General features: G+C 66.9%; 27 protein-coding genes. 15 read left to right on the forward strand and 12 right to left on the reverse strand.

The annotated features are described in order from the left end of the window. Positions 1-5: 5 nt before the first annotated feature. The 15 genes from M3149_RS12540 (at position 6) to M3149_RS12610 (ending at position 15,094) form a co-directional block, all read left to right on the forward strand. Positions 6-707: a succinate dehydrogenase iron-sulfur subunit gene (locus tag M3149_RS12540; RefSeq protein WP_251709877.1), complete on the forward strand. Its 702-nt coding sequence runs from the start codon at positions 6-8 to the stop codon at positions 705-707. A 20-nt stretch (positions 708-727) separates the two neighbouring features. Then, a complete protein-coding gene (locus M3149_RS12545; protein WP_251709878.1) occupies positions 728-1,033 on the forward strand; it encodes a succinate dehydrogenase assembly factor 2 in 306 nt (101 codons plus the stop codon). Beyond that, the gene (locus M3149_RS12550; protein ID WP_251709879.1) at positions 1,030-2,340 is read left to right on the forward strand and encodes a citrate synthase; all 1,311 of its coding nucleotides are present in this window, start codon (positions 1,030-1,032) and stop codon (positions 2,338-2,340) included. The genes M3149_RS12545 and M3149_RS12550 overlap by 4 nt, the downstream gene beginning before the upstream one ends. Before the next feature lie 118 nt (positions 2,341-2,458). Beyond that, the gene (gene leuC, locus M3149_RS12555; RefSeq protein ID WP_251709880.1) at positions 2,459-3,880 is read left to right on the forward strand and encodes a 3-isopropylmalate dehydratase large subunit; all 1,422 of its coding nucleotides are present in this window, start codon (positions 2,459-2,461) and stop codon (positions 3,878-3,880) included. A gap of 22 nt (positions 3,881-3,902) precedes the next feature. Then, on the forward strand, positions 3,903-4,034 hold the full coding sequence (locus tag M3149_RS12560) for an entericidin A/B family lipoprotein (RefSeq protein WP_251709881.1): 132 nt from the start codon (positions 3,903-3,905) through the stop codon (positions 4,032-4,034). Next, complete coding sequence (leuD, locus tag M3149_RS12565; protein WP_251709882.1) at positions 4,035-4,685, forward strand: 3-isopropylmalate dehydratase small subunit; 651 nt, start codon at positions 4,035-4,037, stop codon at positions 4,683-4,685. A gap of 16 nt (positions 4,686-4,701) precedes the next feature. Further along, entirely contained in the window at positions 4,702-5,790 is a 1,089-nt protein-coding gene (leuB, locus tag M3149_RS12570; RefSeq protein WP_251709883.1) for a 3-isopropylmalate dehydrogenase, read from the forward strand. Positions 5,791-5,870: 80 nt separating this feature from the next. Further along, positions 5,871-7,001: an aspartate-semialdehyde dehydrogenase gene (asd, locus tag M3149_RS12575; RefSeq protein ID WP_251709884.1), complete on the forward strand. Its 1,131-nt coding sequence runs from the start codon at positions 5,871-5,873 to the stop codon at positions 6,999-7,001. Between the two features lie 215 nt (positions 7,002-7,216). After that, on the forward strand, positions 7,217-9,823 hold the full coding sequence (locus tag M3149_RS12580; protein ID WP_353056814.1) for a FimV/HubP family polar landmark protein: 2,607 nt from the start codon (positions 7,217-7,219) through the stop codon (positions 9,821-9,823). A gap of 51 nt (positions 9,824-9,874) precedes the next feature. Beyond that, positions 9,875-10,663, forward strand: coding sequence for a tRNA pseudouridine(38-40) synthase TruA (truA, locus tag M3149_RS12585; protein WP_251710008.1), 789 nt, complete (start codon positions 9,875-9,877; stop codon positions 10,661-10,663). Next, positions 10,660-11,349 (forward strand): phosphoribosylanthranilate isomerase, encoded by a 690-nt coding sequence (locus M3149_RS12590; protein ID WP_251709885.1) that lies wholly within the window; start codon positions 10,660-10,662, stop codon positions 11,347-11,349. The genes truA and M3149_RS12590 overlap by 4 nt, the downstream gene beginning before the upstream one ends. Positions 11,350-11,396: 47 nt before the next feature. Continuing rightward, positions 11,397-12,683 (forward strand): tryptophan synthase subunit beta, encoded by a 1,287-nt coding sequence (trpB, locus tag M3149_RS12595; protein WP_251709886.1) that lies wholly within the window; start codon positions 11,397-11,399, stop codon positions 12,681-12,683. Next, complete coding sequence (trpA, locus tag M3149_RS12600; RefSeq protein WP_251709887.1) at positions 12,680-13,489, forward strand: tryptophan synthase subunit alpha; 810 nt, start codon at positions 12,680-12,682, stop codon at positions 13,487-13,489. Before trpB ends, trpA begins: the two co-directional genes overlap by 4 nt. 37 nt (positions 13,490-13,526) lie before the next feature. Next, entirely contained in the window at positions 13,527-14,405 is an 879-nt protein-coding gene (gene accD, locus M3149_RS12605) for an acetyl-CoA carboxylase, carboxyltransferase subunit beta (protein ID WP_251709888.1), read from the forward strand. Next, positions 14,402-15,094, forward strand: a complete 693-nt coding sequence (locus M3149_RS12610; RefSeq protein ID WP_251709889.1) for an LON peptidase substrate-binding domain-containing protein — start codon at positions 14,402-14,404, stop codon at positions 15,092-15,094. The genes accD and M3149_RS12610 overlap by 4 nt, the downstream gene beginning before the upstream one ends. 25 nt (positions 15,095-15,119) lie before the next feature. Here M3149_RS12610 and nagZ read toward each other — a convergent pair whose 3' ends face one another. The 12 genes from nagZ to M3149_RS12670 form a co-directional block, all read right to left on the reverse strand. After that, positions 15,120-16,199 (reverse strand): beta-N-acetylhexosaminidase, encoded by a 1,080-nt coding sequence (gene nagZ / locus M3149_RS12615; protein WP_251709890.1) that lies wholly within the window; start codon positions 16,197-16,199, stop codon positions 15,120-15,122. Beyond that, positions 16,196-16,594 (reverse strand): holo-ACP synthase, encoded by a 399-nt coding sequence (gene acpS / locus M3149_RS12620; RefSeq protein ID WP_251709891.1) that lies wholly within the window; start codon positions 16,592-16,594, stop codon positions 16,196-16,198. The genes nagZ and acpS overlap by 4 nt, the downstream gene beginning before the upstream one ends. Next, positions 16,591-17,343 carry a pyridoxine 5'-phosphate synthase gene (locus M3149_RS12625; RefSeq protein WP_251709892.1) on the reverse strand — a complete coding sequence of 251 codons (753 nt, stop codon included), beginning with the start codon at positions 17,341-17,343 and terminating at the stop codon, positions 16,591-16,593. Before M3149_RS12625 ends, acpS begins: the two co-directional genes overlap by 4 nt. A gap of 2 nt (positions 17,344-17,345) precedes the next feature. Then, positions 17,346-18,134: a DNA repair protein RecO gene (recO, locus tag M3149_RS12630; RefSeq protein ID WP_251709893.1), complete on the reverse strand. Its 789-nt coding sequence runs from the start codon at positions 18,132-18,134 to the stop codon at positions 17,346-17,348. Continuing rightward, positions 18,131-19,138, reverse strand: a complete 1,008-nt coding sequence (gene era / locus M3149_RS12635; RefSeq protein ID WP_251709894.1) for a GTPase Era — start codon at positions 19,136-19,138, stop codon at positions 18,131-18,133. The genes recO and era overlap by 4 nt, the downstream gene beginning before the upstream one ends. Before the next feature lie 7 nt (positions 19,139-19,145). Then, on the reverse strand, positions 19,146-19,829 hold the full coding sequence (gene rnc, locus M3149_RS12640; RefSeq protein ID WP_251709895.1) for a ribonuclease III: 684 nt from the start codon (positions 19,827-19,829) through the stop codon (positions 19,146-19,148). 19 nt (positions 19,830-19,848) lie between these two features. Beyond that, entirely contained in the window at positions 19,849-20,196 is a 348-nt protein-coding gene (locus tag M3149_RS12645; RefSeq protein ID WP_251709896.1) for a DUF4845 domain-containing protein, read from the reverse strand. Between the two features lie 25 nt (positions 20,197-20,221). Continuing rightward, positions 20,222-21,187, reverse strand: coding sequence for a signal peptidase I (gene lepB, locus M3149_RS12650; protein WP_251709897.1), 966 nt, complete (start codon positions 21,185-21,187; stop codon positions 20,222-20,224). Positions 21,188-21,198: 11 nt separating this feature from the next. Then, positions 21,199-23,007: a translation elongation factor 4 gene (gene lepA / locus M3149_RS12655; protein WP_251709898.1), complete on the reverse strand. Its 1,809-nt coding sequence runs from the start codon at positions 23,005-23,007 to the stop codon at positions 21,199-21,201. 519 nt (positions 23,008-23,526) lie between these two features. Continuing rightward, complete coding sequence (locus M3149_RS12660; RefSeq protein ID WP_251709899.1) at positions 23,527-25,014, reverse strand: Do family serine endopeptidase; 1,488 nt, start codon at positions 25,012-25,014, stop codon at positions 23,527-23,529. An 85-nt stretch (positions 25,015-25,099) separates the two neighbouring features. Next, complete coding sequence (locus tag M3149_RS12665) at positions 25,100-26,155, reverse strand: MucB/RseB C-terminal domain-containing protein (RefSeq protein WP_251709900.1); 1,056 nt, start codon at positions 26,153-26,155, stop codon at positions 25,100-25,102. Beyond that, positions 26,145-26,810, reverse strand: coding sequence for a sigma-E factor negative regulatory protein (locus M3149_RS12670; protein WP_251709901.1), 666 nt, complete (start codon positions 26,808-26,810; stop codon positions 26,145-26,147). The genes M3149_RS12665 and M3149_RS12670 overlap by 11 nt, the downstream gene beginning before the upstream one ends. Positions 26,811-26,828 lie beyond the last annotated feature (18 nt).

Consider the following 26,828-nt stretch of genomic DNA (forward strand, 5'->3'; position numbering starts at 1 on the left):
CCCCCATGCTTCGCACTTTCAAGATCTACCGCTACGACCCCGAGAAGGACGCCAAGCCGTACATGCAGACCATCCAGGTCGAGCTGGACGGGCACGAGCGCATGCTGCTCGACGCGCTCATGAAGCTCAAGGCCGTGGATCCGTCGATCTCGTTCCGCCGCTCCTGCCGTGAAGGCGTGTGCGGCTCGGACGCCATGAACATCAACGGCAAGAACGGCCTGGCCTGCCTGACCAACATGAACACGCTCAAGGGCGACATCGTGTTGAAGCCGCTGCCCGGCCTGCCCGTGGTGCGCGACCTGATCGTGGACATGACGCTGTTCTTCAAGCAGTACCACAGCATCAAGCCGTACCTCATCAACGACAGCATCGCGCCCGAGAAGGAGCGCCTGCAGTCGCCCGAGGAGCGCGAGGAGCTCAACGGTCTGTACGAGTGCATCCTGTGCGCGAGCTGCTCCACGAGCTGCCCGAGCTTCTGGTGGAACCCCGACAAGTTCGTGGGCCCGGCCGGCCTGCTGCAGGCCTACCGGTTCATCGCCGACAGCCGCGACCAGGCCACCGGCGAGCGCCTGGACAACCTCGAGGACCCGTACCGCCTGTTCCGCTGCCACACCATCATGAACTGCGTCGACGTCTGCCCCAAGGGCCTCAACCCCACCAAGGCGATCGGCAAGATCAAGGAAATGATGGTGCTGCGCTCGGTTTGAGCGAGACCCATCCGAAACCCATGAACGGCACCGATGACGCCCTGCTCGACGAGCGCAGCTTCAGCAAGCTGCGCTGGCGGTGCCGCCGTGGTCTGCTCGAGAACGATCTGTTCATCGAGCGCTTCTTCGCCCGTCACGCCGCCGGCCTGACGGTGCGTCAGGCCGATGCCCTGGGCCTGCTGATGGACCTGTCGGACAACGACCTGCTCGATCTGCTGCTCGGCCGAAAGCCCCTTGAGGGCGATCTCGCACGCGACGACGTGTTGCAGGTGCTTGCCCTGCTGCGCGCCGTCAGCCCAACCCCAAGAACCGAGGAACCCGCATGAAACTCGTCGACAACAAAGCCACCTTGACGTTCTCCAACGGCAGCCCCAGTGTGGAGCTGCCGGTGTACGCCGGCAACATCGGCCCGGACGTCATCGACATCCGCAAGCTGTACGCGCAGACGGGCATGTTCACGTACGACCCGGGCTTCCTCTCGACGGCCTCCTGCCAGTCCGCCATCACGTACATCGATGGCGACAAGGGCGAACTGCTGTACCGCGGCTATCCCATCGAGCAACTGGCCATGCACTGCGACTACCTCGACGTGTGCTACCTGCTGCTCAAGGGCGAACTGCCCGATGAGAAGCAGCGCACCGACTTCCACAAGCTCGTGACCAACCACACCATGGTCAACGAGCAGATGCAGTTCTTCCTGCGCGGCTTCCGCCGCGATGCGCACCCGATGGCGGTGCTCACCGGCCTCGTCGGCGGCCTCTCGGCCTTCTATCACGACAGCACCGACATCAACAACCCGACGCACCGCGAGATCGCAGCGATCCGCCTGATCGCCAAGATGCCGACGCTGGTGTCGATGGCCTACAAGTACGGCATCGGCCAGCCCTACATGTACCCGCGCAACGAGTTGTCCTACGCGGGCAACTTCCTGCGCATGATGTTCGGCGTGCCGTGCGAGGACTACCAGGTCAACCCGGTGCTCGAGCGCGCACTCGACCGCATCTTCATCCTGCACGCCGACCACGAGCAGAACGCCTCCACCTCGACCGTGCGCCTGTGCGGCTCCTCGGGCACCAACCCGTTCGCTGCCATCGCGGCCGGCGTGGCCTGCCTGTGGGGCCCTGCCCACGGCGGCGCCAACGAAGCCTGCCTGAACATGCTGGAGGACATCCAGCGCAACGGCGGCGTGGCCAAGGTCGGCGAGTTCATGGAGAAGGTCAAGGACAAGTCCTCGGGCGTCAAGCTCATGGGCTTCGGCCACCGCGTCTACAAGAACTACGACCCGCGCGCCAAACTCATGCAGGAAACCTGCAACGAGGTGCTGCAGGAACTCGGCCTCGAGAACGACCCGCTGTTCAAGCTCGCCAAGGAACTCGAGAAGATCGCGCTGGAAGACGACTACTTCGTGCAGCGCAAGCTCTACCCGAACGTGGACTTCTACTCCGGCATCGTGCAGCGCGCCATCGGCATCCCGGTCAACCTGTTCACCGGCATCTTTGCGCTTGCGCGTACCGTGGGCTGGATCGCCCAGCTCAACGAGATGATCGGCGACCCCGAGTACAAGATCGGCCGTCCGCGCCAGCTCTTCACCGGCTCGCCGCGCCGTGACGTGCCGGCGGCGATGAAGAAGTGATCGCCTTGCCTGCCTGAACCCGCAACGCCCGCCCTGGCCCGTCGCCACGGCGGGCGTTGTCTTTCACCAGACCGTAAAATCACCGGCCCACCCACGAGTGGCCGAGCCGAGACAAGCCATGCCCCGCACGCTGTACGACAAGATCTGGGACGAACACGTCGTCCACACCGAAGAGGACGGTACCGCCGTTCTCTACATCGACCGCCACCTGGTGCACGAAGTCACCAGCCCGCAGGCCTTCGAGGGCCTGCGCCAGGCCGGCCGCAAGGTCTGGCGTGTGAGCTCGGTCGTCGCCACGGCCGACCACAACACGCCCACCACCGGCTGGGAGCTCGGCTACGACGGCATCGCCGATCCGATCAGCAAGGAGCAGATCACCACGCTGGACTCGAACATTGCCGAGTTCGGCGCCGCGGCCTTCTTCCCCTTCCTGTCGCAACGCCAGGGCATCGTGCACGTGATCGGGCCCGAGACCGGTGCAACCCTGCCTGGCATGACGGTGGTGTGTGGCGACTCGCACACCAGCACCCACGGCGCCTTCGGCGCGCTCGCGCACGGCATCGGCACCAGCGAGGTCGAACACGTGCTCGCCACGCAGACGCTGCTGGCCAAGAAGGCGAAGAATCTGCTGATCAAGGTCGAGGGCCAGCTCGCCAAAGGCGTGACCGCCAAGGACATCGTGCTCGCCATCATCGGGCGCATCGGTACCGCCGGCGGCACGGGCTACACCATCGAGTTCGCCGGAAGCGCCATCCGTGCGCTGAGCATGGAAGGGCGCATGACGGTGTGCAACATGGCCATCGAGGCCGGCGCACGCGCCGGCCTGGTGGCGGTGGACGACAAGACCATCGAGTACATCAAGGGTCGGCCACTGGCTCCCAGCGGCGTCGAATGGGAGCAGGCCGTGGCGTACTGGCGCACGCTGCATTCCGACGCCGATGCGGTGTTCGATGCGGTCGTCGAGCTCGATGCCACGAAGATCGTGCCGCAGGTGACCTGGGGCACCTCGCCCGAGATGGTGCTCGGCATCGACGGCCGCGTACCCGACCCCGACAAGGAAAAGGACGCCAGCAAGCGCGGCGCGATCGAGCGCGCCCTGCAGTACATGGCCCTGGAGCCCGGCAAGCCGCTCAACGACATCTTTGTCGACAAGGTCTTCATTGGCTCCTGCACCAACAGCCGCATCGAAGACATGCGCGAGGCCGCTGCCATGGTCAAGAAGCTTGGCCAGAAGGTGGCGAAGAACGTCAAGCTCGCGATGGTGGTGCCTGGCTCCGGTCTGGTGAAGGCCCAGGCCGAGCGCGAAGGCCTGCATGAGATCTTCAAGGCCGCAGGCTTCGAATGGCGCGAGCCGGGCTGCAGCATGTGCCTGGCCATGAATGCCGACCGCCTGGAGCCGGGCGAGCGCTGCGCCTCCACCAGCAACCGCAATTTCGAAGGCCGCCAGGGCGCTGGTGGCCGCACGCACCTGGTTTCACCCGCCATGGCGGCCGCCGCAGCCGTGCACGGGCATTTCGTCGACGTCCGTCAATTCGCCTGAACCCACACCGAAAGGAACCACCATGAAGAAGTTCGCTTCCCTGATTGCCATCGGTCTGGCCCTGCTGGCCGCCGGCTGCAACACCTTCCAGGGCATCGGCCAGGACATCCAGAAGGGTGGCCAGGTGATCGAGGACGCTGCGAAGAAGAAGTAAATGAAGCCCTTCACCGTGCACAAGGGGCTCGTGGCCCCGATGGACCGCGAGAACGTCGACACCGACGCCATCATCCCCAAGCAGTTCCTCAAGTCGATCCGCAAGACGGGCTTCGGCCCCAACCTGTTCGACGAGTGGCGCTACCTCGACAAGGGCGAGCCGGGGCAGGACCCAGCGTCGCGCAAGCCCAACCCGGATTTCGTGCTCAACCAGCCGCGCTACGCGGGCGCCTCGGTGCTGCTGGCGCGCAAGAACTTCGGCTGCGGCTCCAGCCGCGAGCACGCGCCTTGGGCCATCGATCAGTACGGCTTCCGTGCCGTGATCGCGCCGAGCTTTGCCGACATCTTCTTCAACAACTGCTTCAAGAACGGCCTGCTGCCCATCGTGCTGCCCGAGGCCACGGTCTCGCGCCTGTTCGACGAGGTGGCTGCCTTCCCCGGCTACAGCCTGACCATCGACCTGGAGCGCCAGGTCATCGTGGAGCCACAGGGCAACGAGATTCCCTTCGAGGTGCAGCCGTTTCGCAAGTACTGCCTGCTCAACGGGCTCGACGACATCGGCCTGACGCTGCGCCACAAGGACAAGATCGCCCAGTACGAAGCGCAGCGCCTTGCCACCAAGCCCTGGTTGGCCCACACCCTCAACGGCTGACCCACGCCCCTGTTACATGAAAATCGCAGTTCTCCCCGGTGACGGCATCGGCACCGAAATCGTCGCCGAGGCGGTGAAGGTCCTCAACGCACTGGACCTGAAGTTCGAGATGGAAACCGCCCTCGTCGGCGGCGCGGCCTACGAAGCCCACGGCCACCCGCTTCCCGAATCCACGCTCAAGCTGGCCATGGCGGCCGACGCGGTGCTTTTCGGCGCCGTGGGCGACTGGAAATACGACAAGCTCGATCGGCCGCTGCGCCCCGAGCAGGCCATCCTGGGCCTGCGCAAGCACATGGGCCTGTTCGCCAACTTCCGCCCGGCCATCTGCTACCCCGAGCTGGTAGATGCCTCCAGCCTCAAGCCCGAGATCATCGCGGGGCTGGACATCCTCATCATTCGCGAGCTCACCGGTGACATCTACTTCGGCCAGCCGCGCGGGCGCCGCACCGCCGTCGATGGCCACTTCCCCGGTGCCGAGGAAGCCTTCGACACCATGCGCTACAGCAAGCCCGAGATCGAGCGCATCGCGCACGTGGCTTTCCAGGCCGCGCGCAAGCGCAACAAGAAAGTCACCAGCGTCGACAAGGCCAACGTGCTCGAGACCTTCCAGTTCTGGAAGGACGTGGTGACCGAGGTGCATGCCCAGTACCCCGATGTGGAGCTGGAGCACATGTACGTCGACAACGCCGCGATGCAGCTGGTGCGCGCGCCGAAGAAGTTCGACGTGGTCGTCACCGGCAACATGTTCGGTGACATCCTGTCCGACGAAGCGTCCATGCTCACCGGCTCCATCGGCATGCTGCCCTCGGCCTCGCTGAACACGAAGAACCAGGGGCTCTACGAGCCCAGCCACGGCAGCGCACCGGACATCGCCGGCAAGGGAATCGCCAATCCGCTGGCTACAATCCTGTCTGCTGCCATGATGCTCCGCTTCTCACTCAACCAGCCCGAGGCTGCCAACCGCATTGAATCTGCGGTGGCGGGCGTGCTCGCGTCTGGCTTGCGCACGGCCGACATCTGGTCGCAGGGCACCACCAAGGTCAGCACCCGCGAAATGGGTGACGCCGTCGTGGCCGCCATCACCAAAACCATTACCAAGGGCTGATCTCAGCTCCGGTTCGTCACGCCCACCCCCGGCACGACGAGCCGGGGCGCAACGGTTATTCAACTGAAAAGGGCAACGTCATGACGAAACTCGTGGGACTCGTGGGCTGGCGCGGCATGGTCGGCTCCGTGCTGATGGACCGCATGGTCGAAGAAAAAGACTTCGACCTCATCGAACCCCTGTTCTTCTCCACCTCCAACGCCGGCGGCGCCGCCCCGGCCATGGCGAAGAACGAAACCCGGCTGCAGGACGCGCATGACATCGCTGCGCTCAAGCGCTGCGACATCATCATCACGGCCCAGGGCGGGGACTACACCAACGAGGTGTTCCCCAAGCTGCGCGCCGCCGGCTGGAACGGCCACTGGATCGACGCGGCCTCCTCGCTGCGCATGAAAGACGACGCGGTCATCATCCTTGACCCGGTGAACCTGCCCGTGATCCAGAACGCACTGGCCAAGGGCGGGCGCAACTGGATCGGCGGCAACTGCACCGTGAGCTGCATGCTCATGGGCGTGGGCGCGCTCTACAAGGCCGGCCTGGTTGAATGGATGAGCACGCAGACCTACCAGGCCGCCAGTGGCGGCGGTGCCCAGCACATGCGCGAGTTGCTCACGCAGTACGGCACGCTCAATGCCGAGGTCAAGGCACTGCTCGACGACCCCAAGAGCGCCATCCTCGAGATCGACCGCAAGGTCATCGCGAAGCAGCGTGCACTCACCGAGGCGGAGACCGCCAACTTCGGCGTGCCCCTGGGCGGCTCGCTCATTCCCTGGATCGACAAGGACCTGGGCAACGGCATGTCGAAGGAAGAGTGGAAAGGCATGGCCGAGACCAACAAGATCCTCGGGCAGGGCGAGGGCTTCGGCAGCCCCGCGGTGCCGGTGGACGGTTTCTGCGTGCGCGTCGGCGCCATGCGCTGCCACTCGCAGGCGCTCACCTTCAAGCTGAAGAAGGACGTGCCGCTAGCCGACATCGAGGCCATGATCGCCGCTGACAATCAGTGGGTGAAGGTGGTGCCCAACACGCGCGAAGCGACGATTCGCGATCTCACGCCCGTGGCCGTGACCGGCACCATGACCATCCCTGTGGGGCGCCTGCGCAAGATGGCCATGGGCCCAGAGTATCTGGGCGCGTTCACCATTGGCGATCAGCTGCTGTGGGGCGCGGCCGAACCGCTGCGGCGCATGCTGCGCATCCTGCTGCAAGGCTGACAGCGATGCCCGGGCGGGCTGGTGAACGGCGTCACGTTGCACACCAGCAACGTGACAACCCGCACGTTCAGTGACGAGCGGTAGCCTCTGAAACTCAAGCGGATTCTCAGCTTGTAACCGTAATCCGTTGATGTTATGGTCAATTCTCGGTTTTTGACGTCGAGGTACCAGTGCCAGCCCACCCCCGCCACACCCCATCGCCCCTGAGCGCATCCGTGTCGAAAACCACGGGCCGACGGGGCCTTGCGAGCCTTCATGCCGTTGCGGCGGCGGCGCTGGTGTCGACCCTGATGCTGCAACCCGGCGACGCGTTGGCGCTCGCCCTGGGGCGCATCACGGTGCAGTCGGCACTCGGCGAACCGTTGCGCGCCGAGATCGACGTGCCCGAAATCAGCGCGGCCGAGGAAGCCAGCCTGCGCGTCGGCCTTGCCAGCGGCGACACGTACCGCGCGGCCGGCGTTGATGTGAGCCCCGCGCTCAATCAGTTGGAGATCACCCTGCAACGCCGCGCCAGCGGGCGTCCCTATCTGCGTCTGCGCAGCCCCAACCCGGTCTCCGAGCCGTTCGTGGACCTCATCATCGAGGCCAACTGGTCCACCGGACGCCTGGTTCGCGACTACACCCTGCTGTTCGATCCGCCGAACCTGCGCGCAACCGCACCGACACCGATCACGCCGGTGGCGCCCGCGCCGGCTCCCCGTGCCGCAACGCCTGCACCGGCGCCAGCTCCTGCTCCCGCACCTGCTGTCGTGGCACCTGCACCCGCAACACCTCCCGCGGCCCGTGCACCCGCGCCCGCCGCAGCCCCCGCCACCGAGGGGCCGCGTCAGGTCACGGTGCAGCGCGGCGACACAGCCGGCGCGATTGCCGCAGCCAACAAACCCGCGGACGTGTCGCTCGACCAGATGCTGGTCGCGATGCTGCAAGCCAACCCGAGCGCCTTCATCGACGGCAACGCCAACCGCCTGCGCGCGGGTGCCGTGATCGACCTGCCCGGCCGCGATGCGGCCGCCTCGGTGAGTGCTTCGGAGGCACGGCAGACGATCGCCGCGCAAAGCCGCGACTTCGACGAATACCGACGCCGGCTCGCCGGTGCCGCACCCGCAGCCCAGGTGGAGGCTCCCGATCGTGCGGCCGCCGGACGCGTGCAAACCGAAGTCCAGGATCGCGCGGCACCGGCGCCCTCCGCCGATCGGCTCACCCTGAGCCAGCCGCCACAGGCCGCGGCAGGCAGCGCGCCCGAGGCACAGATCGCGCAGCAGCGGCAGTCGCAGGACGCTGCCCAACGCTCGGCCGAACTCTCGCGAAACATCGAGGAGCTGTCCAAACTCGGGCAGCAGGCGGGCACGCCTGCGGCACCCGCGCCCGCGCCGGCTGCGCCCACGGCACCGGCGGCCGAGCCTGCTGCGGCGACCCCCGCACCCGCACCCGCACCCGCTGCTGCGGCCCCGGCGGCCGAGCCGGCGGCTCCAGCCGCAGCGGCACCTGTGGCCGAAGCCCCGGCTGCCGCCGCTCCGGCACCAGCACCAGCACCCACGCCGGCACCGACCGTCACGGCCCCGCGCCCGCCCGCTCCGGTGCCTGAAGAACCGAGCCTGATCGACAGCCTCAGTGAGAACCCGTTGGTGCTGCCTGCGGCCGGTGGCCTGCTGGCCCTGCTGGCCGGCTTCGGCCTGTGGCGCATGCGCCAGCGCAAGGCCGCTTCGAACGTCGACAGCTCGTTTCTGGAAAGCCGACTGCAGCCCGACTCCTTCTTCGGCTCGAGTGGCGGTCAACGTATCGACACCGCCGAGGCGATGGCCTCGGGTTCATCCATGGTCTATTCGCCGAGCCAGCTCGACGCCGCCGGCGACGTCGACCCGGTGGCCGAGGCCGACGTGTACCTGGCCTACGGTCGCGATCTGCAGGCCGAAGAGATCCTCAAGGAAGCGATGCGCAGCACGCCCACGCGCGTGGCCATCCACACCAAGTTGCTCGAGATCTACGCCAAGCGCCGCGATGCACGCGCATTCGAGGTCGTTGCGAGCGAGGCCTTTGGTCTCACGCAGGGCCTGGGCCCCGAGTGGGAGCGCGCCTGCGAGCTCGGCCGCGAGCTCGACCCCGCCAACCCGCTGTACCAGCCTGGTGGACACCCTGCACCCAAGCCAGGCGCACCCACGGCACCGGGCGGGCTGCAGACCATGCCCTTCGGCCCGAGCACGGTCAACCTGGCGGGCCCGGCCACGGGCGCCGGCGCGCTCGATCTCGACCTCGATTTCGCGCTGGACGATGCCCCGGCACCTGCCCAGCCCTCCGCGCCTGTCTCCAACCTGGACGACCTCGCTTCCACCGAAGCCTTGACCACACCGCCAGCCGCCAGCGCGCCGGCGCCGATGGACTTCGACCTTGACCTGCCGGACGACAGCGCTTCCGCCAGCAACGAGCGCGCCGAGACCGCGCCCGTCACGCTGGAGGTGCCCAGCCTCGATTTCGGCGCGTCCGATGCTGTGGCTGCCCCGAGCTTCGACCTCGATCTGGGCACGGCAGCGCCCGCCGCACCTGCGGTGGAGGCCTCGGCCCCCGTGTCCGGCATGATGGATTTCAACCTCGGTGACCTCAACCTCGATCTCGGGGGCGACAAGGCGCAAGGAGAGGTGACCGCGGCCCCCACGCCCGCCGATCTCAGCGAGGAAAACCCGCTCGAGACCAAGCTCTCGCTGGCCGAGGAATTCCGCGCGATCGGCGACTTCGAGGGCGCGCGCTCCCTGGCCGAAGAGGTGCTGGCCGAGGCCTCGGGGCCGCTCAAGACCAAGGCAAGCACCTTCCTGGCCGATCTGGCCTGACGCCATCGCTTGAGCGTTCCGCAACACGCTTCCCCCGACACGCCCAGCCCGATGCAACGCATCGCGCTGGGCGTGAGCTTTAACGGCCGCGCTTACGACGGCTGGCAGAGCCAGTCCAGTGGCAACACGGTGCAGGACAAGCTCGAGTCGGCGCTGGCCAGCTTTTGCGCCGTGTCGCGCGTGAACACCCTGTGCGCGGGCCGCACCGATGCCGGCGTGCACGGCCTCATGCAGGTGGTGCACTTCGACACGCCCTTGCAGCGCGATGCCTACGCCTGGGTGCGCGGTACCAACAGCTTTCTTCCGCCCGACATCGCGGTGCAATGGGCCCAAGCGGTGCCCGCGGGTTTCCACGCACGGGCCAGTGCGCTCGCGCGGCGCTATGCCTACGTGCTGCTCGAATCCCCCGTGCGCCCGAGCGTGGACAACGGCCAGGTGGGCTGGGTGTTCCGCCCGCTGTCGCTTGAAGCCATGCAGGCGGCAGCCGCACTGCTGTTGGGCGAGCACGACTTCACGTCCTTTCGCGCCTCGCAGTGCCAGGCGCACACCCCGGTGAAGTCGATGCGCCGCATCGAGATCGCGCGCCGCGGCGCCTACTGGCGCTTCGAGTTCGAGGCCAACGCCTTCCTGCACCACATGATCCGCAACATCATGGGTTGCCTCATCGCGATCGGCAGCGGCAACCGCCCACCTGACTGGATGGCCGAGGTGCTCGCCGCGCGCAGCCGCGACGCCGCCGCGCCCACCTTTGCCCCCGATGGCCTGTATTTCCTGGGTCCGGTCTACGATGCGCAGTGGGGCCTGCCGCAACGCACCCCCGCCTTCGACTGGCTTCCATGACCTCGCCCCTCCACCGCACCCGCATCAAGTTCTGCGGCCTCACGCGCGAGGCCGACGTGGACGCCGCCGTGCAGGCCGGGGCCGATGCCGTGGGCTTCGTGCTGTACGAGCCCAGCCCACGCTACGTGTCACCCGATCGTGCCGGCGAACTGGCGCGGCGGCTACCCGCCTTCGTGACGCCGGTGCTGCTGTTCGTCAACGCCAGCCCGGAGTGGATCGCCCGCGGCGCACAGGCCGTGCCGCAGGCCGTGCTGCAGTTCCATGGCGACGAATCACCCGAGGACTGCATGGCCGCTCGGCGGCCTTTCCTTCGGGCGGCCCGAATCCCCCTGGGCGAGGCTGGCCGGGGCTTCGATCTCCTACAATTCGCTGACCGCTTTGTCCCCGCGCAGGCCATCCTGCTCGACGCCCATGTTGACGGTTTCGGGGGCGGCGGCCATTCCTTCGACTGGACGGTATTTCCTTGGTCACATCCGCGACTAAACGCCAGCTCTCGCCTCGTTTTGTCTGGTGGACTCACGCCTGCAAACGTGATCGATGGCATTCGCCTCGTGCGGCCCTGGGCCGTTGACGTGAGCTCCGGCATCGAGGTGTCCAAGGGCATCAAGAGTGCCGACAAGATGCAGGCCTTCGTGGCCGCCGTGCGCGCCGCCGACGCGACGCCACCGCCCCCGCAGCGACCTTGACCTTTTCACGGGTCGCGCGGGCCATCCACCGAAAAGGATTCCCGACCATGCAGACCCCCTACCAGCAACCCGACAACCGCGGCCACTTCGGCATCTACGGCGGCAGTTTCGTGAGCGAGACGCTCACGCACGCCATCAACGAACTGAAGGCGGCCTACGAGAAGTACCGGCACGACCCCGAGTTCCTGGCCGAATTCCGGCGCGAGCTCGCGCACTTCGTGGGCCGGCCCAGCCCGGTGTACCACGCCGCGCGCATGAGCCGCGAGATGGGTGGCGCGCAGATTTTCCTCAAGCGCGAGGACCTCAACCACACCGGGGCGCACAAGGTGAACAACACCATCGGCCAGGCCATGCTGGCGCGCCGCATGGGCAAGCAGCGCATCATTGCCGAGACCGGCGCTGGCCAGCACGGCGTGGCCACGGCCACCATCTGCGCGCGCTACGGCCTGGAGTGCGTTGTTTACATGGGCAGCGAGGATGTGAAGCGCCAAAGCCCCAACGTCTACCGCATGAAGCTGCTGGGTGCCACCGTGGTGCCGGTGGAGAGCGGCAGCAAGACGCTCAAGGACGCACTCAACGAGGCCATGCGCGACTGGGTCGCCAACGTCGACAACACCTTCTACATCATCGGCACCGTGGCCGGCCCGCACCCCTACCCGATGATGGTGCGCGACTTCCAGAGCGTGATTGGCGAAGAGTGCCTCAAGCAGATGCCCGAGATGCTGCGTGAAGCGCACTGCGTGGGCGAGCAGCCTGACGCGGTGATCGCCTGCGTGGGTGGCGGCAGCAACGCCATGGGCATCTTCTACCCGTACATCAACCACGAAGGCACGCGCCTGATCGGGGTGGAAGCCGCCGGCGAAGGCCTGGACAGCGGCAAGCATTCGGCCTCGCTGCAGCGCGGCAGCCCGGGCGTGCTGCACGGCAACCGCACCTACGTGCTGCAGGACGACGACGGCCAGGTGACCGAGACGCACAGCGTGAGCGCCGGCCTGGACTACCCCGGGGTCGGCCCCGAACATGCCTTCCTCAAGGACATCGGCCGCGCCGAGTACGTGGGCGTCACCGACGCCGAGGCGCTCGACGCCTTCCACTACCTGTGCCGCACCGAGGGCATCATCCCCGCCCTCGAATCGAGCCACGCGGTGGCCTATGCCATGAAGCTCGCCAAGACCATGAAGCCCACGCAGTCCATCCTCGTCAACCTCTCGGGCCGCGGCGACAAGGACATCGGCACCGTCGCCGATCTCTCCAAGGCAGACTTCTATTGCCGCCCCAGCTGCCGCGGTCAGTCCGTCAAGGGTGGCGAAGCCACGATCGAGGTGAAGCGATGAGCCGCATCGACACCACGCTGGCCGCGCTGAAAGCGCAAAACCGCAAGGCGCTGATCCCCTTCGTCACCGCCGGCTTTCCCTACGCCGACATCACGCCCGAGCTGATGCACGGCATGGCGGAAGCCGGCGCCGATGTCATCGAACTCGGCGTGCCGTTCTCCGACCCGTCGGCCGACGGCCCGGTGATCCAGCGGGCGGGCGAGCGCGCCCTGGCCGCGGGCATCGGCCTCACGCAGGTGCTGGCCATGGTCCGGCGCTTTCGTGAGCGCAACACCAGCACGCCCGTTGTGCTGATGGGCTACGCCAACCCGGTGGAGCGCTACGACCAGAAGCACGGCGCCGGTGCCTTCGTGAACGACGCGGCCGGGGCCGGTGTGGACGGGGTGCTGATCGTCGACTACCCGCCCGAGGAATGCGAGGATTTCGCCCGTGCCCTTCGCGCACGCGACATGGACCTGATCTTCCTGCTCGCACCCACCTCCACCGACGAGCGCATGGCGCAGGTGGCGCGCGTGGCCAGCGGCTACGTTTACTACGTTTCGCTCAAGGGCGTTACCGGGGCCGGGACGCTCGATGTCTCGCAGGTCGAAGCCATGCTGCCGCGCATCCGCGCCCACGTGAGCATTCCCGTCGGCGTGGGTTTCGGCATACGGGATGCCGAAACCGCTCGCGCCATCGGCCGCACCGCCGATGCGGTGGTGATCGGCAGCAAGCTGATCCAGCTCGTAGAAGACGAACCGCACGAAAAAGTGGTGCCGGTTGCCGTGCAGTTCCTGCGCACCATCCGAAAAGCGCTGGACGCATAATCCCGCCTCGCCGCCCATCCTCCCCCTGGAGAACCGCATGTCCTGGCTCGAAAAGCTGCTCCCTCCCAAGATCACCCAGACCGACCCCACCGAGCGGCGCAGCGTGCCCGAAGGCCTGTGGGTGAAGTGCCCGAGCTGCGAGGCCGTGCTCTACAAGAACGATCTCGAGAAGAACCAGAACGTGTGCCCGCACTGCGCACACCACCACCGCATCGGCGCGCGCGCGCGGCTCAACGCCTTTCTCGACGCCGAGGGGCGCTACGAGATCGGTCAGGAGGTGCTGCCGGTCGACGCGCTGAAATTCAAGGACAGCCGCAAGTACCCCGAGCGCCTGAAGGAAGCGCTGGAAGCCACCGGCGAAACCGACGCGCTCATCGTCATGGGCGGGGCGGTCAAGGGCATCAGCCTGGTGGCCGCGTGCTTCGAGTTCGATTTCATGGGCGGCTCCATGGGCTCGGTGGTCGGCGAACGCTTCGTGCGCGGTGTCGAGGAAGCGATCGCGCAGAAGGTGCCCTTCGTGTGTTTCACCGCCACCGGCGGCGCGCGCATGCAGGAAGGCCTGCTCTCGCTCATGCAGATGGCCAAGACCAACGCGTCGCTCACGCGCCTGGCCAAGAAAGGCCTGCCCTACATCAGCGTTCTGACCGATCCCACCATGGGCGGCGTGAGCGCAGGCTTCGCTTTCGTGGGTGATGTGGTGATCGCCGAACCCAAGGCGCTGATCGGTTTTGCCGGCCCGCGCGTGATCGAGAACACCGTGCGCGTGAAGCTGCCCGAGGGCTTTCAACGCGCCGAATTCCTGCAGACCAAAGGCGCCGTCGATTTCATCTGCGATCGCCGGGAACTGGCCGGCACCGTGGCCAGTGTGCTCGCCATGCTGCAGCGCCAGAGTGCCGACGCGGTGGTGAACGATTGAGCGGTGGCCCTTCGGCCGCTGAAGCGCTCAAGCTCACGCAGCTGCCCCTCTTTCCGCTGCAGACCGTCCTGTTTCCGGGCGGTTGGTTGCCCTTGCGCATCTTCGAGGTGCGCTACCTCGACATGATCGGGCGCTGCCACAAGGCGGGCGCACCCTTCGGCGTGGTCTGCCTGAGCGAGGGCAGCGAGGTGCGCCGCCCCGCAACGCAGACGCCAGGCGCGCCGCCTGCCGGGGATGGTTTCGCGAAAGAGGTATTCCACCCGGTGGGCGTGCTCGCGCAGATCGAATCGCTGGAGAAACCGCAACCCGGCCTCTACATGATTCGCTGCCGTGGGTTGCAGCGCTTCCAGGTCAATCGCCGCAGCCAACTGCCGCACGGCCTGTGGGTGGCCGATGTGGCGTTGCTCCCTGCGGACCTGCCCGTGGCCCCGCCCGAGGAACTGCGCTCGGTCGTTGACAGCTTGCAGCGCGTGCTGGCCAACCTCAAGGAACGGCATGCGGAATCCATCGATCAGCTGCCGATCCAGCCGCCCTACCACTGGGACGACGCTGGCTGGGTGGCCAACCGCTGGGCCGAGCTGCTGCCCGCGCCGGTGGAGCTCAAGCAGCGGCTGATGGCGCTGGACAACCCGCTGCTGCGGCTGGAACTCGTCGCCGACCTGCTCGACAAGCTCGGACTGGACCGCTGAGCGGCCTGCTCGAGGCCGACTGCCCTTACGGCAGCAGCGAAAGCGCGTGCATGTAGCGCGCGCTCACCATCAGTTCGCTCCACCCCATCGCCCTGGCCTCGGGCAGCAGCGCACGGCGGCGTTCATCGCTCGCGGGCGAGGGTTGCCACTCGCCACGCACCGCCGCACGCGACAAGGCCTCGATGGCCTCGTCGATCGGAGCGCCCTCCTCCACCACGCACTGGTTGCACAGCAGCACCATGTCGCAGCCTGCCTGCAAGGCGGCCAGGGCGGCATCGCTGAAGCTCACCGGGCGGCCATCGATCTGCCGTGCCGCAGCCATGCCGAGGTCATCGCTGAACACGGCGCCGGTGAAACCCAACCGGCCGCGCAGCACGTCCTGCAACCAGCGGGCCGAGAAGCCGGCCGGGCGGCTGTCCACACGCGGGTAGATCACGTGGGCGGGCATCACAGCGCACAAGCTGGCCGAGAGCCACGCGTAAGGTCGCGCGTCGTCGGCCAGGATCGCCTTGAGCGAACGCGCATCGCGTGGAATCTCGTGGTGCGTGTCGCCCTTGACGAAGCCGTGCCCGGGGAAGTGCTTACCGCAGTTGGCCATGCCGCTCTGGCGCATCCCGTGCATCAGTGCCTGGGCCAGCATGCCGACGACACGCGGATCGCGGCCGAAGGCGCGATCGCCGATGACGGAGCTGCCGCCGTGGTCGAGGTCAAGCACGGGCGCGAAGCTCAGGTCCACCCCGCAGGCGCGCAGTTCGGCACCGAGCACATAACCCGCGGCGGTGGCAGCGTCCATGGCGCGCATGGCGCCGTCGCCCCCCGCATCGCCCACCATCCACATCTCGCCGAACGCCGACATGGGCGGCAGGTGCGTGAAGCCATCAGTGCGAAAACGCTGCACGCGGCCACCTTCATGGTCCACCGCGATCAGCAGGTCATCCCGCACCGCCTTGATCTGGGCGCACAGCGTTGCAAGTTGCTCGCGGTTATTCCAGTTGCGGCCGAACAGGATGACGCCGCCCACCAGTGGGTGCGACAGGCGTTGGCGGTCGGTGTCGGTGAGTGTCAGACCGGCGACGTCGATGATGAGCGGGGCGTGTTGGGTCATGGGGTGTCTTTCTCGACCACGACAAAACTGGCGGCGTAGTCGGTTTCGTCGGTCACGGTCACATGCGCCCGCAGGCCGCGCGCATCGAACCAGTCCTTGAGCTCGCCATGCAGCACGATCACCGGTTGCCCACTGGGCAGGTTGGCGATCTCGCAGCGGCGCCAGGTCATGGGCATGCGCATGCCCAGGCCGATGGCCTTGGAAAACGCCTCCTTGGCCGAGAAGCGTGTGGCCAGGTAGCGCAGGCCGCGTGCGGGCCAGCGCGCGCGGCGGCGTTGCCAGACCTCGAACTCGGCGTCGCTGAGCACCTTGCGCGCGAAACGCTCGCCCTGGCGCTCGAACGTGGCCGCCATGCGGCGCACGTCGCAGATGTCGGTGCCGATGCCGTAGATCATGCGAACGCGGCGTCGATGCAGGCGTTGTAGGCGTGGATGGTCTGCTCGTAGCCGAGCTCCAGCGCGTCCGAGATCAGCGCATGGCCGATCGACACCTCGCGCACACCAGGTACCGCGCGCAGAAAATCGCTCAGGTTGTCCCGGTTGAGGTCGTGCCCGGCGTTGACGGCCAGGCCCGCGTCGAGTGCCGCCTGCGCTGCGGCGGCGAAGCGTTGCAGCTGATGCGCGCGTTGCGGCGTGGCATGGGCTGCAGCGTAGGGCTCGGTGTAGAGCTCGATGCGATCGGCACCGACTGCGCGGGCCGCGGCCATCTGTCCGGGCTCGGCATCCATGAAGAGGCTCACGCGCACCCCCAGCGCCTGGCACTCGGCGATCAGCGGGCGCAGGCGCTCGGCATCGTCGGGAAAGCGCCAGCCATGGTCGCTCGTGAACTGGCCCTCGGCGTCGGGCACGAAGGTGGCCTGATGCGGCCGCACCGCGCGCACGAAGTCCATCAGGTTGTGAAAGGGATTGCCCTCGATGTTGTATTCGCGGTCGGGCCAGGCCTTGAGCAACGCGGCCAGGTCGTGCACGTCGTGCGCGCGGATGTGGCGCTCGTCGGGCCTCGGGTGCACGGTGATGCCGGCGGCACCGGCCTGCAGGCACAGCGTGGCCGCGCGCGTGACCGAGGGAATGCCCAGGTGGCGCGTGTTGCGCACCAGGGCGACCTTGTTGAGATTGACCGACAGTGCGGTGCGGGGGTGGGCCATGCTCAAGGCTCGTTCGGTGGGGTTGGTGCACTGCCCCGGTGGCGGCTGATGGCCTGCACATCGAGCAGCAACTGACGGGTGCGGAACACGCGCACGCCCCCATGGTAGTGCAGCAGGTTGCGCAGCGGGATGCGCAGGGTGGCCGCCACCTCGGCACAGGCCTTCATGACGGGCACGAATGGCGCAGGTTCGTCCAGCGCGGCCTGCAACGCCAGCCAGCGCTCACCGGGCAAGGGATGGTGGTCGTCGTCGTGTGCCCCTCGCAGGCCCGCCTCGGGCAGCAACACATAGGCCGTGGCCGCATCCAGCGGCGCGAAGGTCTGGCCTTCGCTCGCCAGGTCGGGCAGCAGGCCTGCATCGCGCAGCAGCAGCAGCTCGAAGGCGCGCACCACGACCGCCTGAGTCTCGGGGCGTTCGGCCAACAATTGCACGGCGGTGCTGAAGTGGTCGAACAGGCGGGGATGTGGATCGTCGCGCGCCAGCAGGCGCATGAGCAGCTCGTTCAGGTAACCGCCTGCGATGAGCGCCTCACCCGTGGGCATCACATGGCCGCCGCTCCACTGCGCTGCCTTGAGCGTGCGCACCTCGGCGTCACCGGTCCAGGTGATCTGCAAGGGCTGCAGAGGCAGCAGCACAGGACGGTACTGCGAGGTGGGCCGCTTCACGCCCTTGGCCACCAGGGCCACGCGTCCATGGTGGCGCGTGAAGACCTCCAGCACCAGACTGGACTCGCTCCAGTCGTAGCGATGCAGCACGAAGGCTGGCTCGTCCGCGAAGCGACGTGTGCTCACTCGTAGCCGAAAGAGCGGACGCGGGCGTCGTCGTCGGCCCAGCCCGAGCGGACCTTGACCCAAAGCTCGAGGAACACCTTGCCGCCCCAGAGCTTTTCGAGTTCGACACGCGCCTCGGTGCCGATGCGTTTGAGCTTCTCACCCTTGTCGCCGATCACCATGCCCTTGTGGCCGTCGCGCTCGACGACGATGGTGGCGGCAATGCGACGCAGGTTGCCCTCTTCCTCGAAGCGGTCGATCACCACGGTGGAGGTGTAGGGCAGTTCGTCGCCCGTGAGTCGGAACAGCTTCTCGCGCACCATCTCGGCCGCCATGAAGCGCTCGCTGCGGTCGGTGAGGTCCTCGGCGTCGTGGATCCAGGGCTGCTGTGGCAGGAACTTCTCGCAGATGCCGAACAGGCGCTCGATGTCCTTGGCGGCCTTGGCCGACATGGGCACGTATTCGGCAAAGGCATGACGCTCCTGCATCGAGCGCAGCCAGGGCGCGAGCTCACCCCGGCGGTGCACCTGGTCGAGCTTGTTGGCCAGCAGGATCACCGGCACATCAGGAGGCAGCAGCGACAGCACCTTGGCATCGGCCAGGTTGAAACGCCCGGCCTCGACCACGAACAGGATCAGGTCGACATCGGCCACCGCGCCCAATACGGTCTTGTTGAGCGAACGGTTCAAGGCGTTGCCATGTCGCGTCTGGAAGCCAGGCGTGTCTACGAAGATGAACTGTGCCGCCCCCACCGTGCGGATGCCCGTGATGCGGTGGCGCGTGGTCTGTGCCTTGCGCGAGGTGATGCTCACCTTCTGACCCACCAGCGCGTTGAGCAGCGTGGACTTGCCCACGTTGGGTTTGCCCACGATGGCCACGTAGCCGCAGCGCTGTGTGGCCGGGTCGACCGCGGCGGGTTCGGCGGCGGGCGCTGCGCCCTCCTTGCCGAGCGCCCGTGCCAGCATGGACTCGAGTTCGGGAGACGCCGCAGCGGGTGCGGGTGCGGGTGCGGTCGGTTTGGCCATGGTTTCCTCAGAGGCCCTTGCCGTGCAGGTGCTGCAGCATCGCGGCGGCAGCGGCCTGCTCGCCCGCACGACGCGAGGCGCCGATGCCACGTTCGCTATGACCGGTTTCCTGCACGGTGCACTCCACGTCGAAGGTCTGTTTGTGCGCCTCGCCCAGCGTGGCCACCACGCGGTAGACGGGCAGTTTCATCTTGCGCCCCTGCAGCCACTCTTGCAACTCGGTCTTCGGGTCCTTGCCGAGGGCGCTCATGCGGGCGTTGAGCTCGACGCCCGCGTACAGGCGTTGCACCAGCGCCGACGCTGGCTGGAAGCCACCGTCCAGGAAGACCGCGCCGATGACCGCCTCCAGTGCATCGGCCAGGATGGAGGGACGCTTGTGCCCGCCCGAGCGCTTCTCGCCATCGCCCAGACGCAAACAGGCCGAGAGCCCCAGGGCCTGAGCGAGGTCGAACAGGGTGTCCTGCTTGACGAGGTTGGCCCGCACGCGCGAGAGGTCGCCCTCGGGCAGCGCGCCCAGCTTCTCGAACAGCAAGCCGGAGATCGCCAGGTTGAGCACTGAGTCGCCCAGGAATTCCAGGCGCTCGTTGTGGTCAGCGCCGAAGCTGCGGTGGGTCAGCGCCCGCTCAAGCAGGCGCGGGTTGGCAAAGCGGTGCTGCAGCCTGGCCTGCAGCGCGGTCAGTTCGGGGCTCAAACCATCCGGTGGGCAGCACTCACTGGGAGTTGCCCTGGTACTTCATGGTGAGCCAGGCGGGCCCGGCCAGGTGGATCTCGCGCACGTAGTCAAACGAAACCACCACCTGGTCACCGGACTTGCCCACCGTCAGGTCCTTGCCGGAGATGGTGCGGATGTCGTCGATGGCCGCGGCCTTGTCGAAAATGCTACGAACCTCGGCCACGGTGGAGCCGGCCGAGGCCTTCTTCACCGCCTTCTGCACCGCCATGTACTCGAGGTAGGTGGGAAAGACCTGTGCCGCCACGAGGCCGGCCAGCGCGAGCACCGTGCCCACGACGACCAGGCTCAAAAACGTCAGGCCACGCTGTTGCCGCTTCAACTTCATACGCTTTCTCCTGAGGCGCTTGAAATCACTCGAAGGAACCGATGCGACCCAGGTCGCCGAAGTTCATCCACACGAAAAAGGCCTTGCCAACGATATTCGCCTCGGGCACGAAGCCCCAATACCGTGAGTCGAGCGAATTGTCGCGATTGTCGCCCATCATGAAGTAGTGGCCCTCGGGCACCTTGCAGACCACGCCTTCGACGCTGTAGCGGCAGCCGTCGGCGAAGGGAAACTCGGTAGCGCCGGGCACGAAGGCCGGGCGGTCGGCATCGTTGAGCGTGCTGTACGTCTTGCCACCCAGCGTCTCCTGCCATTGCTTGGCGTAGCGCATCGAGTCCTTGTCGAAGAAATCGGTCTGTGCCACGCGCGGAACCGGCTGCCCGTTCACGCTGAGCTGCTTGTTCAGGTAGGCCACCTCGTCGCCGGGCAGGCCAATCACGCGCTTGATGTAGTCCAGGCTGGGCTGCGGCGGATAGCGGAACACCATCACGTCACCGCGCTGTGGGGAATGGTTGCTCCAGACCTTGGTGTTGAGCACCGGCAGCCGGACGCCGTAGTGATACTTGTTGACCAGGATCAGGTCGCCCACGCGCAGCGTCGGGATCATCGAGCCCGAGGGGATCTTGAACGGCTCGAACAGGAAGGAGCGCAGCAGGAACACCGCCAGGATCACCGGGAACAGCCCTGCGGTCCAGTCGAGCCACCAGGGCTGGGCCAGCACCTTCTGGCGCGCCGACTCGATGTCGCCCTCGATCTGGCTGAAGCCCTGTTTCTCGAGCGCCGCCTTGCGCTGGTCGTGCTCCGCCAGCAACCGTTGCGCCGCACGCCGGCGCTGCGGCAGGAACACCAGGCGCTCGGCCACCCAGTAGACACCCGTCACCGCCGTCGCCAGGAACAGCAACAGGGAGAAGTTGCCCTCGACGGCCCCCGCATACCAGGCCGCCCCGTAAGCCAGGAAGGCGGCCAGCACCACGCCGGTGATCGATCCCATCGCCGCCTGCATCAGTCCTGCACCTGAAGAATGGCCAGGAATGCCTCCTGCGGAACCTCGACGGAGCCGATCTGCTTCATGCGTTTCTTGCCTGCTTTCTGCTTTTCGAGAAGTTTGCGCTTGCGGGTGATGTCACCCCCGTAGCATTTTGCCAGCACGTTCTTGCGCAGCGCCTTGATGGTCTCGCGCGCGATGACGTTGCCGCCGATGGCCGCCTGGATGGCCACGTCGAACTGCTGGCGGCTGATGATCTCGCGCATCTTGGCAGCCACCGCCCGGCCACGGTATTGCGCCTGTGTGCGGTGCACGATGATGGACAGTGCGTCGACCTTCTCGCCGTTGAGCAGGATGTCGACCTTGACCACATCGGACTTGCGGTACTCCTTGAACTCGTAGTCCATGGAGGCATAACCGCGGCTGACGGACTTGAGCTTGTCGAAGAAGTCCAGCACGATCTCGCCCAGCGGCAGATCGTAGGTCAGCATGACCTGTTTGCCGTGGTAGGCCATGTTCATCTGCACGCCGCGCTTCTGGTTGGCCAGCGTCATGACCGGGCCCACATACTCCTGCGGCATGTACAGGTGGACGGTCACGATGGGCTCGCGGATTTCCTCGATCCGGCCGGCGTCGGGCATCTTGGACGGGTTCTCCACCATGAGCACCTCGCCGTCGCCGCGCACCACCTGGTAGACCACGCTGGGTGCGGTCGTGATCAGGTCCTGGTCGAACTCGCGTTCCAGGCGCTCCTGCACGATCTCCATGTGCAGCAGGCCGAGGAAGCCGCAGCGAAAGCCGAAGCCCAGCGCCTGCGAAACCTCCGGCTCATAGTGCAGCGACGCGTCGTTGAGCTTGAGCTTTTCCAGCGCGTCGCGCAGTGCGTCGTATTGGTTGGCCTCGGTCGGGTACAGGCCGGCGAACACCTGGGGCTGCACTTCCTTGAAGCCCGGCAGCGGCTCGCTGGCGGGCCCGGCGTTGTTGGGCAGCTTTTTCTCCAGCGTCACGGTGTCGCCGACCTTGGCGGCCTGCAACTCCTTGATGCCGGCAATGATGTAACCCACCTCGCCCGCTTCGAGCGAATCGCGCGCCTCGTTGGCCGGCGTGAACACGCCAAGGTTGTCGGCGTTGTAGACGGCGTTGGTGGCCATCAACTTGATGCGCTCGCCCTTGGGCAGGCGGCCGTCAACCACGCGCACCAGCATCACCACGCCCACGTAGGCGTCGTACCAGCTGTCAATGATCATGGCGCGCAGCGGTGCATCGGGGTTGCCGCGCGGCGCGGGCACCTTGGCCACCACAGCCTCGAGAATGTCTTCAACGCCCATGCCGGTCTTGGCCGAACACGGGATGGCGTGGCTGGCGTCGATGCCGATGACGTCCTCGATCTCGCGCTTGGCGTTGTCGGGATCGGCGTTCGGCAGGTCCATCTTGTTCAGCACAGGCAGCACCTCGACACCGAGGTCCAGCGCCGTGTAGCAGTTCGCCACCGTCTGCGCCTCGACACCCTGGCTGGCGTCCACCACGAGCAGCGCACCCTCGCAAGCCGACAGTGAGCGGGAGACCTCGTAGCTGAAGTCGACGTGGCCAGGCGTGTCGATGAGGTTGAGGTTGTAGGTCTTGCCGTCGCGGGCGCGGTACTTCAAGGCAGCCGTCTGGGCCTTGATCGTGATGCCGCGCTCTTTCTCGATGTCCATGGAGTCGAGCACCTGCTCGCTCATCTCTCGATCGGACAGGCCACCACAGCGCGAGATGATGCGATCGGCCAGCGTGGACTTGCCGTGGTCGATGTGCGCGATGATGGAAAAGTTGCGGATGTGATTCATCGAAAAACCAGGCTCTCACTCACGGTCCACTGCGTCCCCATGCGGCACGCGAGACCATAAAAAAGGGCGCGTCAGCTGCTGACGCGCCCGTAACCAACAATCAATGGCAACTGCGATAGTTGGAGTTTCATTGTAGGCAAAAAGCCCCCCCCGCACAGCCGCCGCACACCTTGAAGCCCTTGTCGCCGGGCCGCAACAAGGGTACTTATCAACAACTTGTTCACAATTTTTCCGGACAAGCTGTGAACCGCTTGTGGATGAACGACCCACCGTTCGTCCGCCTTCCCGCATCATGAACCAAAGGACCCCGGTCTCGCATCAATCGTCGTCAGGCAGCCCGGATTTTATCGAATACGGTCAAGACTGATGATTGAAAAGTTAGCGTACACAAACTTTTCCGGTGTGCCCCATGACGATCGGGTCACCGCCACGCTGTGGCGTATCGACCACCCGACGACGGACGGAGCAGATGACCCAGGCCGTACAGGGGGCATTCCTTGAACCGGCCCGATCGCGGCATCAGCGCTGCGGTCGGATCACCGCGTACTGAGCCCACTCGCCCCGTCGCAACAGCAGTGTCACCGGGCGGCTCTTGTCCAGTCGCGACAGCACGGACTCGACGTCCTTGACCGACGCGACGTCCGTGTTGGCGATCGCGACGATCACGTCGCCCTCGCGCACACCGGCGCGCGCCGCCGCACCCGTGGCGCCGGCCACCCGCACGCCACCGCGGACGTTGAGGCTCTTGGCGTCCGCCTCGCTCAGCTCGGCCAGCAGCAAACCCATGGACTGCACCGCGCCACCCGCCGGTGCGGGCGCGGCTTCCGGGGTGCCTGGCGCGCGGGCCGTGGGCTGCTCGGGTTCGAGCTCTGCCACCACCACGTTGAGATCGCGTTGCGCCCCGCGGCGAAGCACGGTCATGGCGCTGCGGGTACCCGGCTTGGTGTTGCCCACGAGGCGCGGCAGGTCGACCGATTTTTCGATCTCCTTGCCGTCGAACTTGAGGATGATGTCGCCTGGCTCGACGCCCGCCTTCGCAGCAGGTGAGTCGGGCTCCACCCCGCGCACGAGAGCGCCCTTGGGTTGACCCAGACCGAGGGACTCGGCCACTTCCTTGCTGACCTGATCGATGCGCACGCCGATGCGGCCGCGCGTGATGCGCCCGCTCGTGCGCAGTTCGTCCGAGACGCGCACGGCCTCGTCGATGGGAATGGCAAACGAGATGCCCTGGAAGCCCCCAGAGCGCGAGTAGATCTGGCTGTTGATGCCCACCACTTCACCGCGCATGTTGATCAAGGGTCCACCCGAGTTGCCGGGGTTGATCGCCACATCAGTCTGGATGAAGGGCAGGTAGTCACCGGTGTCGCGCTGCTTGGCGCTCACGATGCCAGCGGTCACGGTGTTCTCCAGGCCGAAGGGAGAGCCGATGGCCATCACCCATTCGCCCACGCGCAGGCGATTCACGTCGCCGACCTTGACCGGCTTGAGCCCGGTGGCCTCGATCTTCACGACCGCCACGTCGGTGCGCTTGTCCGCACCGACGACGCGCGCCTTGTACTCGCGCTTGTCCGGGAGCGTGACCAGGAGTTCATCGGCGCCTTCCACGACGTGGGCGTTGGTCATGATGAAGCCATCGGCGCTGAGCACGAAGCCCGAGCCCACACCACGCGGACGCGCCTCGCCGCCCCCCGGCTCCTGCTGACGCGGGCCGCGCGGCACCACGCCCGGCGGGATGGGAATGCCGAAGCGGCGGAAGAACTCCAGCATCTCCTCGTCGGGAGCGCCGCCTTGCGGGCCACGATTGGTGCTGCGCTCCAGCGTCCGGATGTTGACCACCGAGGGCCCCACCAGATCGACCAGATCGGTGAAGTCGGGCAGCCCGCGCGCATTCGTTGCCACCGGCTGGGCCACCGAAGGCTGATGCGCGAGCAGGGCCATCGATCCGGCAGCGCCCAGAGCGGCCGCCAGGGCGAGGGAAAGCAGGGAACGGGAGAACGGCAGCGTCATCAGAAACTTCCTCCAGACAATTCAACAAAGAGGCGGCGTGCCAGCGTGCCGAGGCGCGCGCTGTGAAGGGGCACAACCCCGGCACTCACCGGATGCGTTCAAGCGCCTGCGTGAAGCGCTGCAACGTGACGACGGGTACCTCGCCGACGGCGGTCACCCAGTGTTCACCCACGCGGCGGCTCACGGAATGCGTCGCGCCCTGGGCGGCATCGCCCTCCTGATCGTGGCGCTGGGCATCAAACGGCTCGACGAACAGCGACACGGAGGCCAGGCCGTCCGAGAACACCCACTGCATGGGTGCCTGCCCAGGCGCGGCGGGGCCGTTCGCATCGCGCGTGTGGCAACTCATCGCGGTGAAGCCCGGCACGTCTTCCCGCAGGCGCCAGCCTTCAGCCTGGGGCGTGGTCTTGCGCAAACTGGTCTTGCTCACCTCATAGCCGCGCGTGTCTTTCATGAGACGCGCCAGCTTGTCCATGCTGACCGGCGCATCGAGTTGCAGCTCGGAAAACGCCACCTGCTCCAGCACGCGGCCTCGCGGGTCCAGGGTCTGAAGCTTCACCACCAGCCCGGTCTTCTGTTCCGACCAGATCCGGTAACCAAAACGCAGTTCGTCGCGCGGCAGGATCTCGACCATGTCCGAGAGGTGCCCGGCCACACGTTGCGCGCCCACCTCGCGCGATCCGTAGAACTGCGCGATCAGGTTCTTCGGTGCCCGCACGAGATCGGGGAACATCCCCAGCGCCTCGCGCTTCTCGATCACGGCCTTGCGCGTCTCGGGTTCGAAGGTGATGACTTCGCTGTTGCGGCGAATGGTGGTGCGCGGCGTGCCAGTGAGCGTGTCCACGCGCTCCATCTGCTGGTTTCTGTCACACACGTGCCAGATCTTCGAGGCCGACATGGCCGACCCGGCGCTGACCACCAGCGTGCCGGTGTACGCGCGCATGCGCGAGGCCTCGTGCATGCGGGTGAGCCATTCATTGACGCTGCGCGGGTTGGACGACGCAGCAGCTGTCTCCTGGGCCAGGGCACCCGGCAACGCCAGGCCAGTGCAGGCGGTCACGAGCAGCGCAGCGCTCCAGCGACGCACCGCCAGGCGGCGCGATGCCGGGAGACGACGCGCAACGGCGGAATCAGCGGGCATCGGCGTCATAGGTGGCGTTGCGGATGAAACCGGTTGACGTCTGGAAGGCGGACATGCTGCCGTGCTGGCGGTGCGCGGCCAGCAGGCGCTCGAGTTCGGCATCGCGGATGACCCGGCCTTGCGGTGTGGCCACCACCACCGGGCGCACCTCAGCGGTTGGCGCCACCGCCGCCCCGGTCGGTCCACCCGTGGCGACAGGCACCACCGCAGGGGAAGACTGGACCAGTTGCGTGCCGCCCGCGCCCACCGGCACGCTCGTGGAAAGGACGTTCCAGCCGATCGCGGCAACGGCAACGACGCTGGCAAAACCCGACGCCAGCTTCCAGCGGAACAGGGCGTCATTGGCCGCTTCACCGCGCACGGCAACTGCGGGGCGCGACGGCACGGGCGCCGCCGGAGCCTGCGCGTCGGCCGCCAGGCCGGCATGCAAACGCTGCAGGAATTCGCTGGGGGCACGCGAGGGCAAAACGCCCGTCTGACCACGCAGCACTTCCCCGATCAGCTGATAGCCGTGCCAGCGTGCCTGGACCTCGTCGTCGGCGTGGCAACGCGCAAGCAGCACGTCCAGCTCCTGCGGATCGAGGCTGCCGTCACAGAGGGCGGAGACCTGTTCGCCCTGCGGGGCATTGCGGTCGGATTCGTGCAGCGGATTCATCGTGACTACCTCTGTGGA

The sequence above is a fragment of the Hydrogenophaga intermedia genome (assembly GCF_023715105.1).
GTDB lineage: Bacteria > Pseudomonadota > Gammaproteobacteria > Burkholderiales > Burkholderiaceae_C > Hydrogenophaga > Hydrogenophaga intermedia_A.

What these genes read in the sequence shown, in the direction of transcription:
- acpS (WP_251709891.1), bottom strand. Translation starts at nt 16,594, where the DNA reads ATGATCTACGGCATCGGCACCGACATCTGCGACGTGCGCCGCATGGCG.
- M3149_RS12550 (WP_251709879.1), top strand. Translation starts at nt 1,030, where the DNA reads ATGAAACTCGTCGACAACAAAGCCACCTTGACGTTCTCCAACGGCAGC.
- leuB (WP_251709883.1), top strand. Translation starts at nt 4,702, where the DNA reads ATGAAAATCGCAGTTCTCCCCGGTGACGGCATCGGCACCGAAATCGTC.
- truA (WP_251710008.1), top strand. Translation starts at nt 9,875, where the DNA reads ATGCAACGCATCGCGCTGGGCGTGAGCTTTAACGGCCGCGCTTACGAC.
- M3149_RS12625 (WP_251709892.1), bottom strand. Translation starts at nt 17,343, where the DNA reads ATGGCCCACCCCCGCACCGCACTGTCGGTCAATCTCAACAAGGTCGCC.
- M3149_RS12545 (WP_251709878.1), top strand. Translation starts at nt 728, where the DNA reads ATGAACGGCACCGATGACGCCCTGCTCGACGAGCGCAGCTTCAGCAAG.
- M3149_RS12670 (WP_251709901.1), bottom strand. Translation starts at nt 26,810, where the DNA reads ATGAATCCGCTGCACGAATCCGACCGCAATGCCCCGCAGGGCGAACAG.
- accD (WP_251709888.1), top strand. Translation starts at nt 13,527, where the DNA reads ATGTCCTGGCTCGAAAAGCTGCTCCCTCCCAAGATCACCCAGACCGAC.
- leuC (WP_251709880.1), top strand. Translation starts at nt 2,459, where the DNA reads ATGCCCCGCACGCTGTACGACAAGATCTGGGACGAACACGTCGTCCAC.
- M3149_RS12645 (WP_251709896.1), bottom strand. Translation starts at nt 20,196, where the DNA reads ATGAAGTTGAAGCGGCAACAGCGTGGCCTGACGTTTTTGAGCCTGGTC.
- trpB (WP_251709886.1), top strand. Translation starts at nt 11,397, where the DNA reads ATGCAGACCCCCTACCAGCAACCCGACAACCGCGGCCACTTCGGCATC.
- M3149_RS12590 (WP_251709885.1), top strand. Translation starts at nt 10,660, where the DNA reads ATGACCTCGCCCCTCCACCGCACCCGCATCAAGTTCTGCGGCCTCACG.
- M3149_RS12660 (WP_251709899.1), bottom strand. Translation starts at nt 25,014, where the DNA reads ATGACGCTGCCGTTCTCCCGTTCCCTGCTTTCCCTCGCCCTGGCGGCC.
- lepB (WP_251709897.1), bottom strand. Translation starts at nt 21,187, where the DNA reads ATGGGATCGATCACCGGCGTGGTGCTGGCCGCCTTCCTGGCTTACGGG.
- lepA (WP_251709898.1), bottom strand. Translation starts at nt 23,007, where the DNA reads ATGAATCACATCCGCAACTTTTCCATCATCGCGCACATCGACCACGGC.
- leuD (WP_251709882.1), top strand. Translation starts at nt 4,035, where the DNA reads ATGAAGCCCTTCACCGTGCACAAGGGGCTCGTGGCCCCGATGGACCGC.
- nagZ (WP_251709890.1), bottom strand. Translation starts at nt 16,199, where the DNA reads ATGACCCAACACGCCCCGCTCATCATCGACGTCGCCGGTCTGACACTC.
- M3149_RS12665 (WP_251709900.1), bottom strand. Translation starts at nt 26,155, where the DNA reads ATGCCCGCTGATTCCGCCGTTGCGCGTCGTCTCCCGGCATCGCGCCGC.
- era (WP_251709894.1), bottom strand. Translation starts at nt 19,138, where the DNA reads ATGGCCAAACCGACCGCACCCGCACCCGCACCCGCTGCGGCGTCTCCC.
- M3149_RS12540 (WP_251709877.1), top strand. Translation starts at nt 6, where the DNA reads ATGCTTCGCACTTTCAAGATCTACCGCTACGACCCCGAGAAGGACGCC.
- trpA (WP_251709887.1), top strand. Translation starts at nt 12,680, where the DNA reads ATGAGCCGCATCGACACCACGCTGGCCGCGCTGAAAGCGCAAAACCGC.
- M3149_RS12560 (WP_251709881.1), top strand. Translation starts at nt 3,903, where the DNA reads ATGAAGAAGTTCGCTTCCCTGATTGCCATCGGTCTGGCCCTGCTGGCC.
- asd (WP_251709884.1), top strand. Translation starts at nt 5,871, where the DNA reads ATGACGAAACTCGTGGGACTCGTGGGCTGGCGCGGCATGGTCGGCTCC.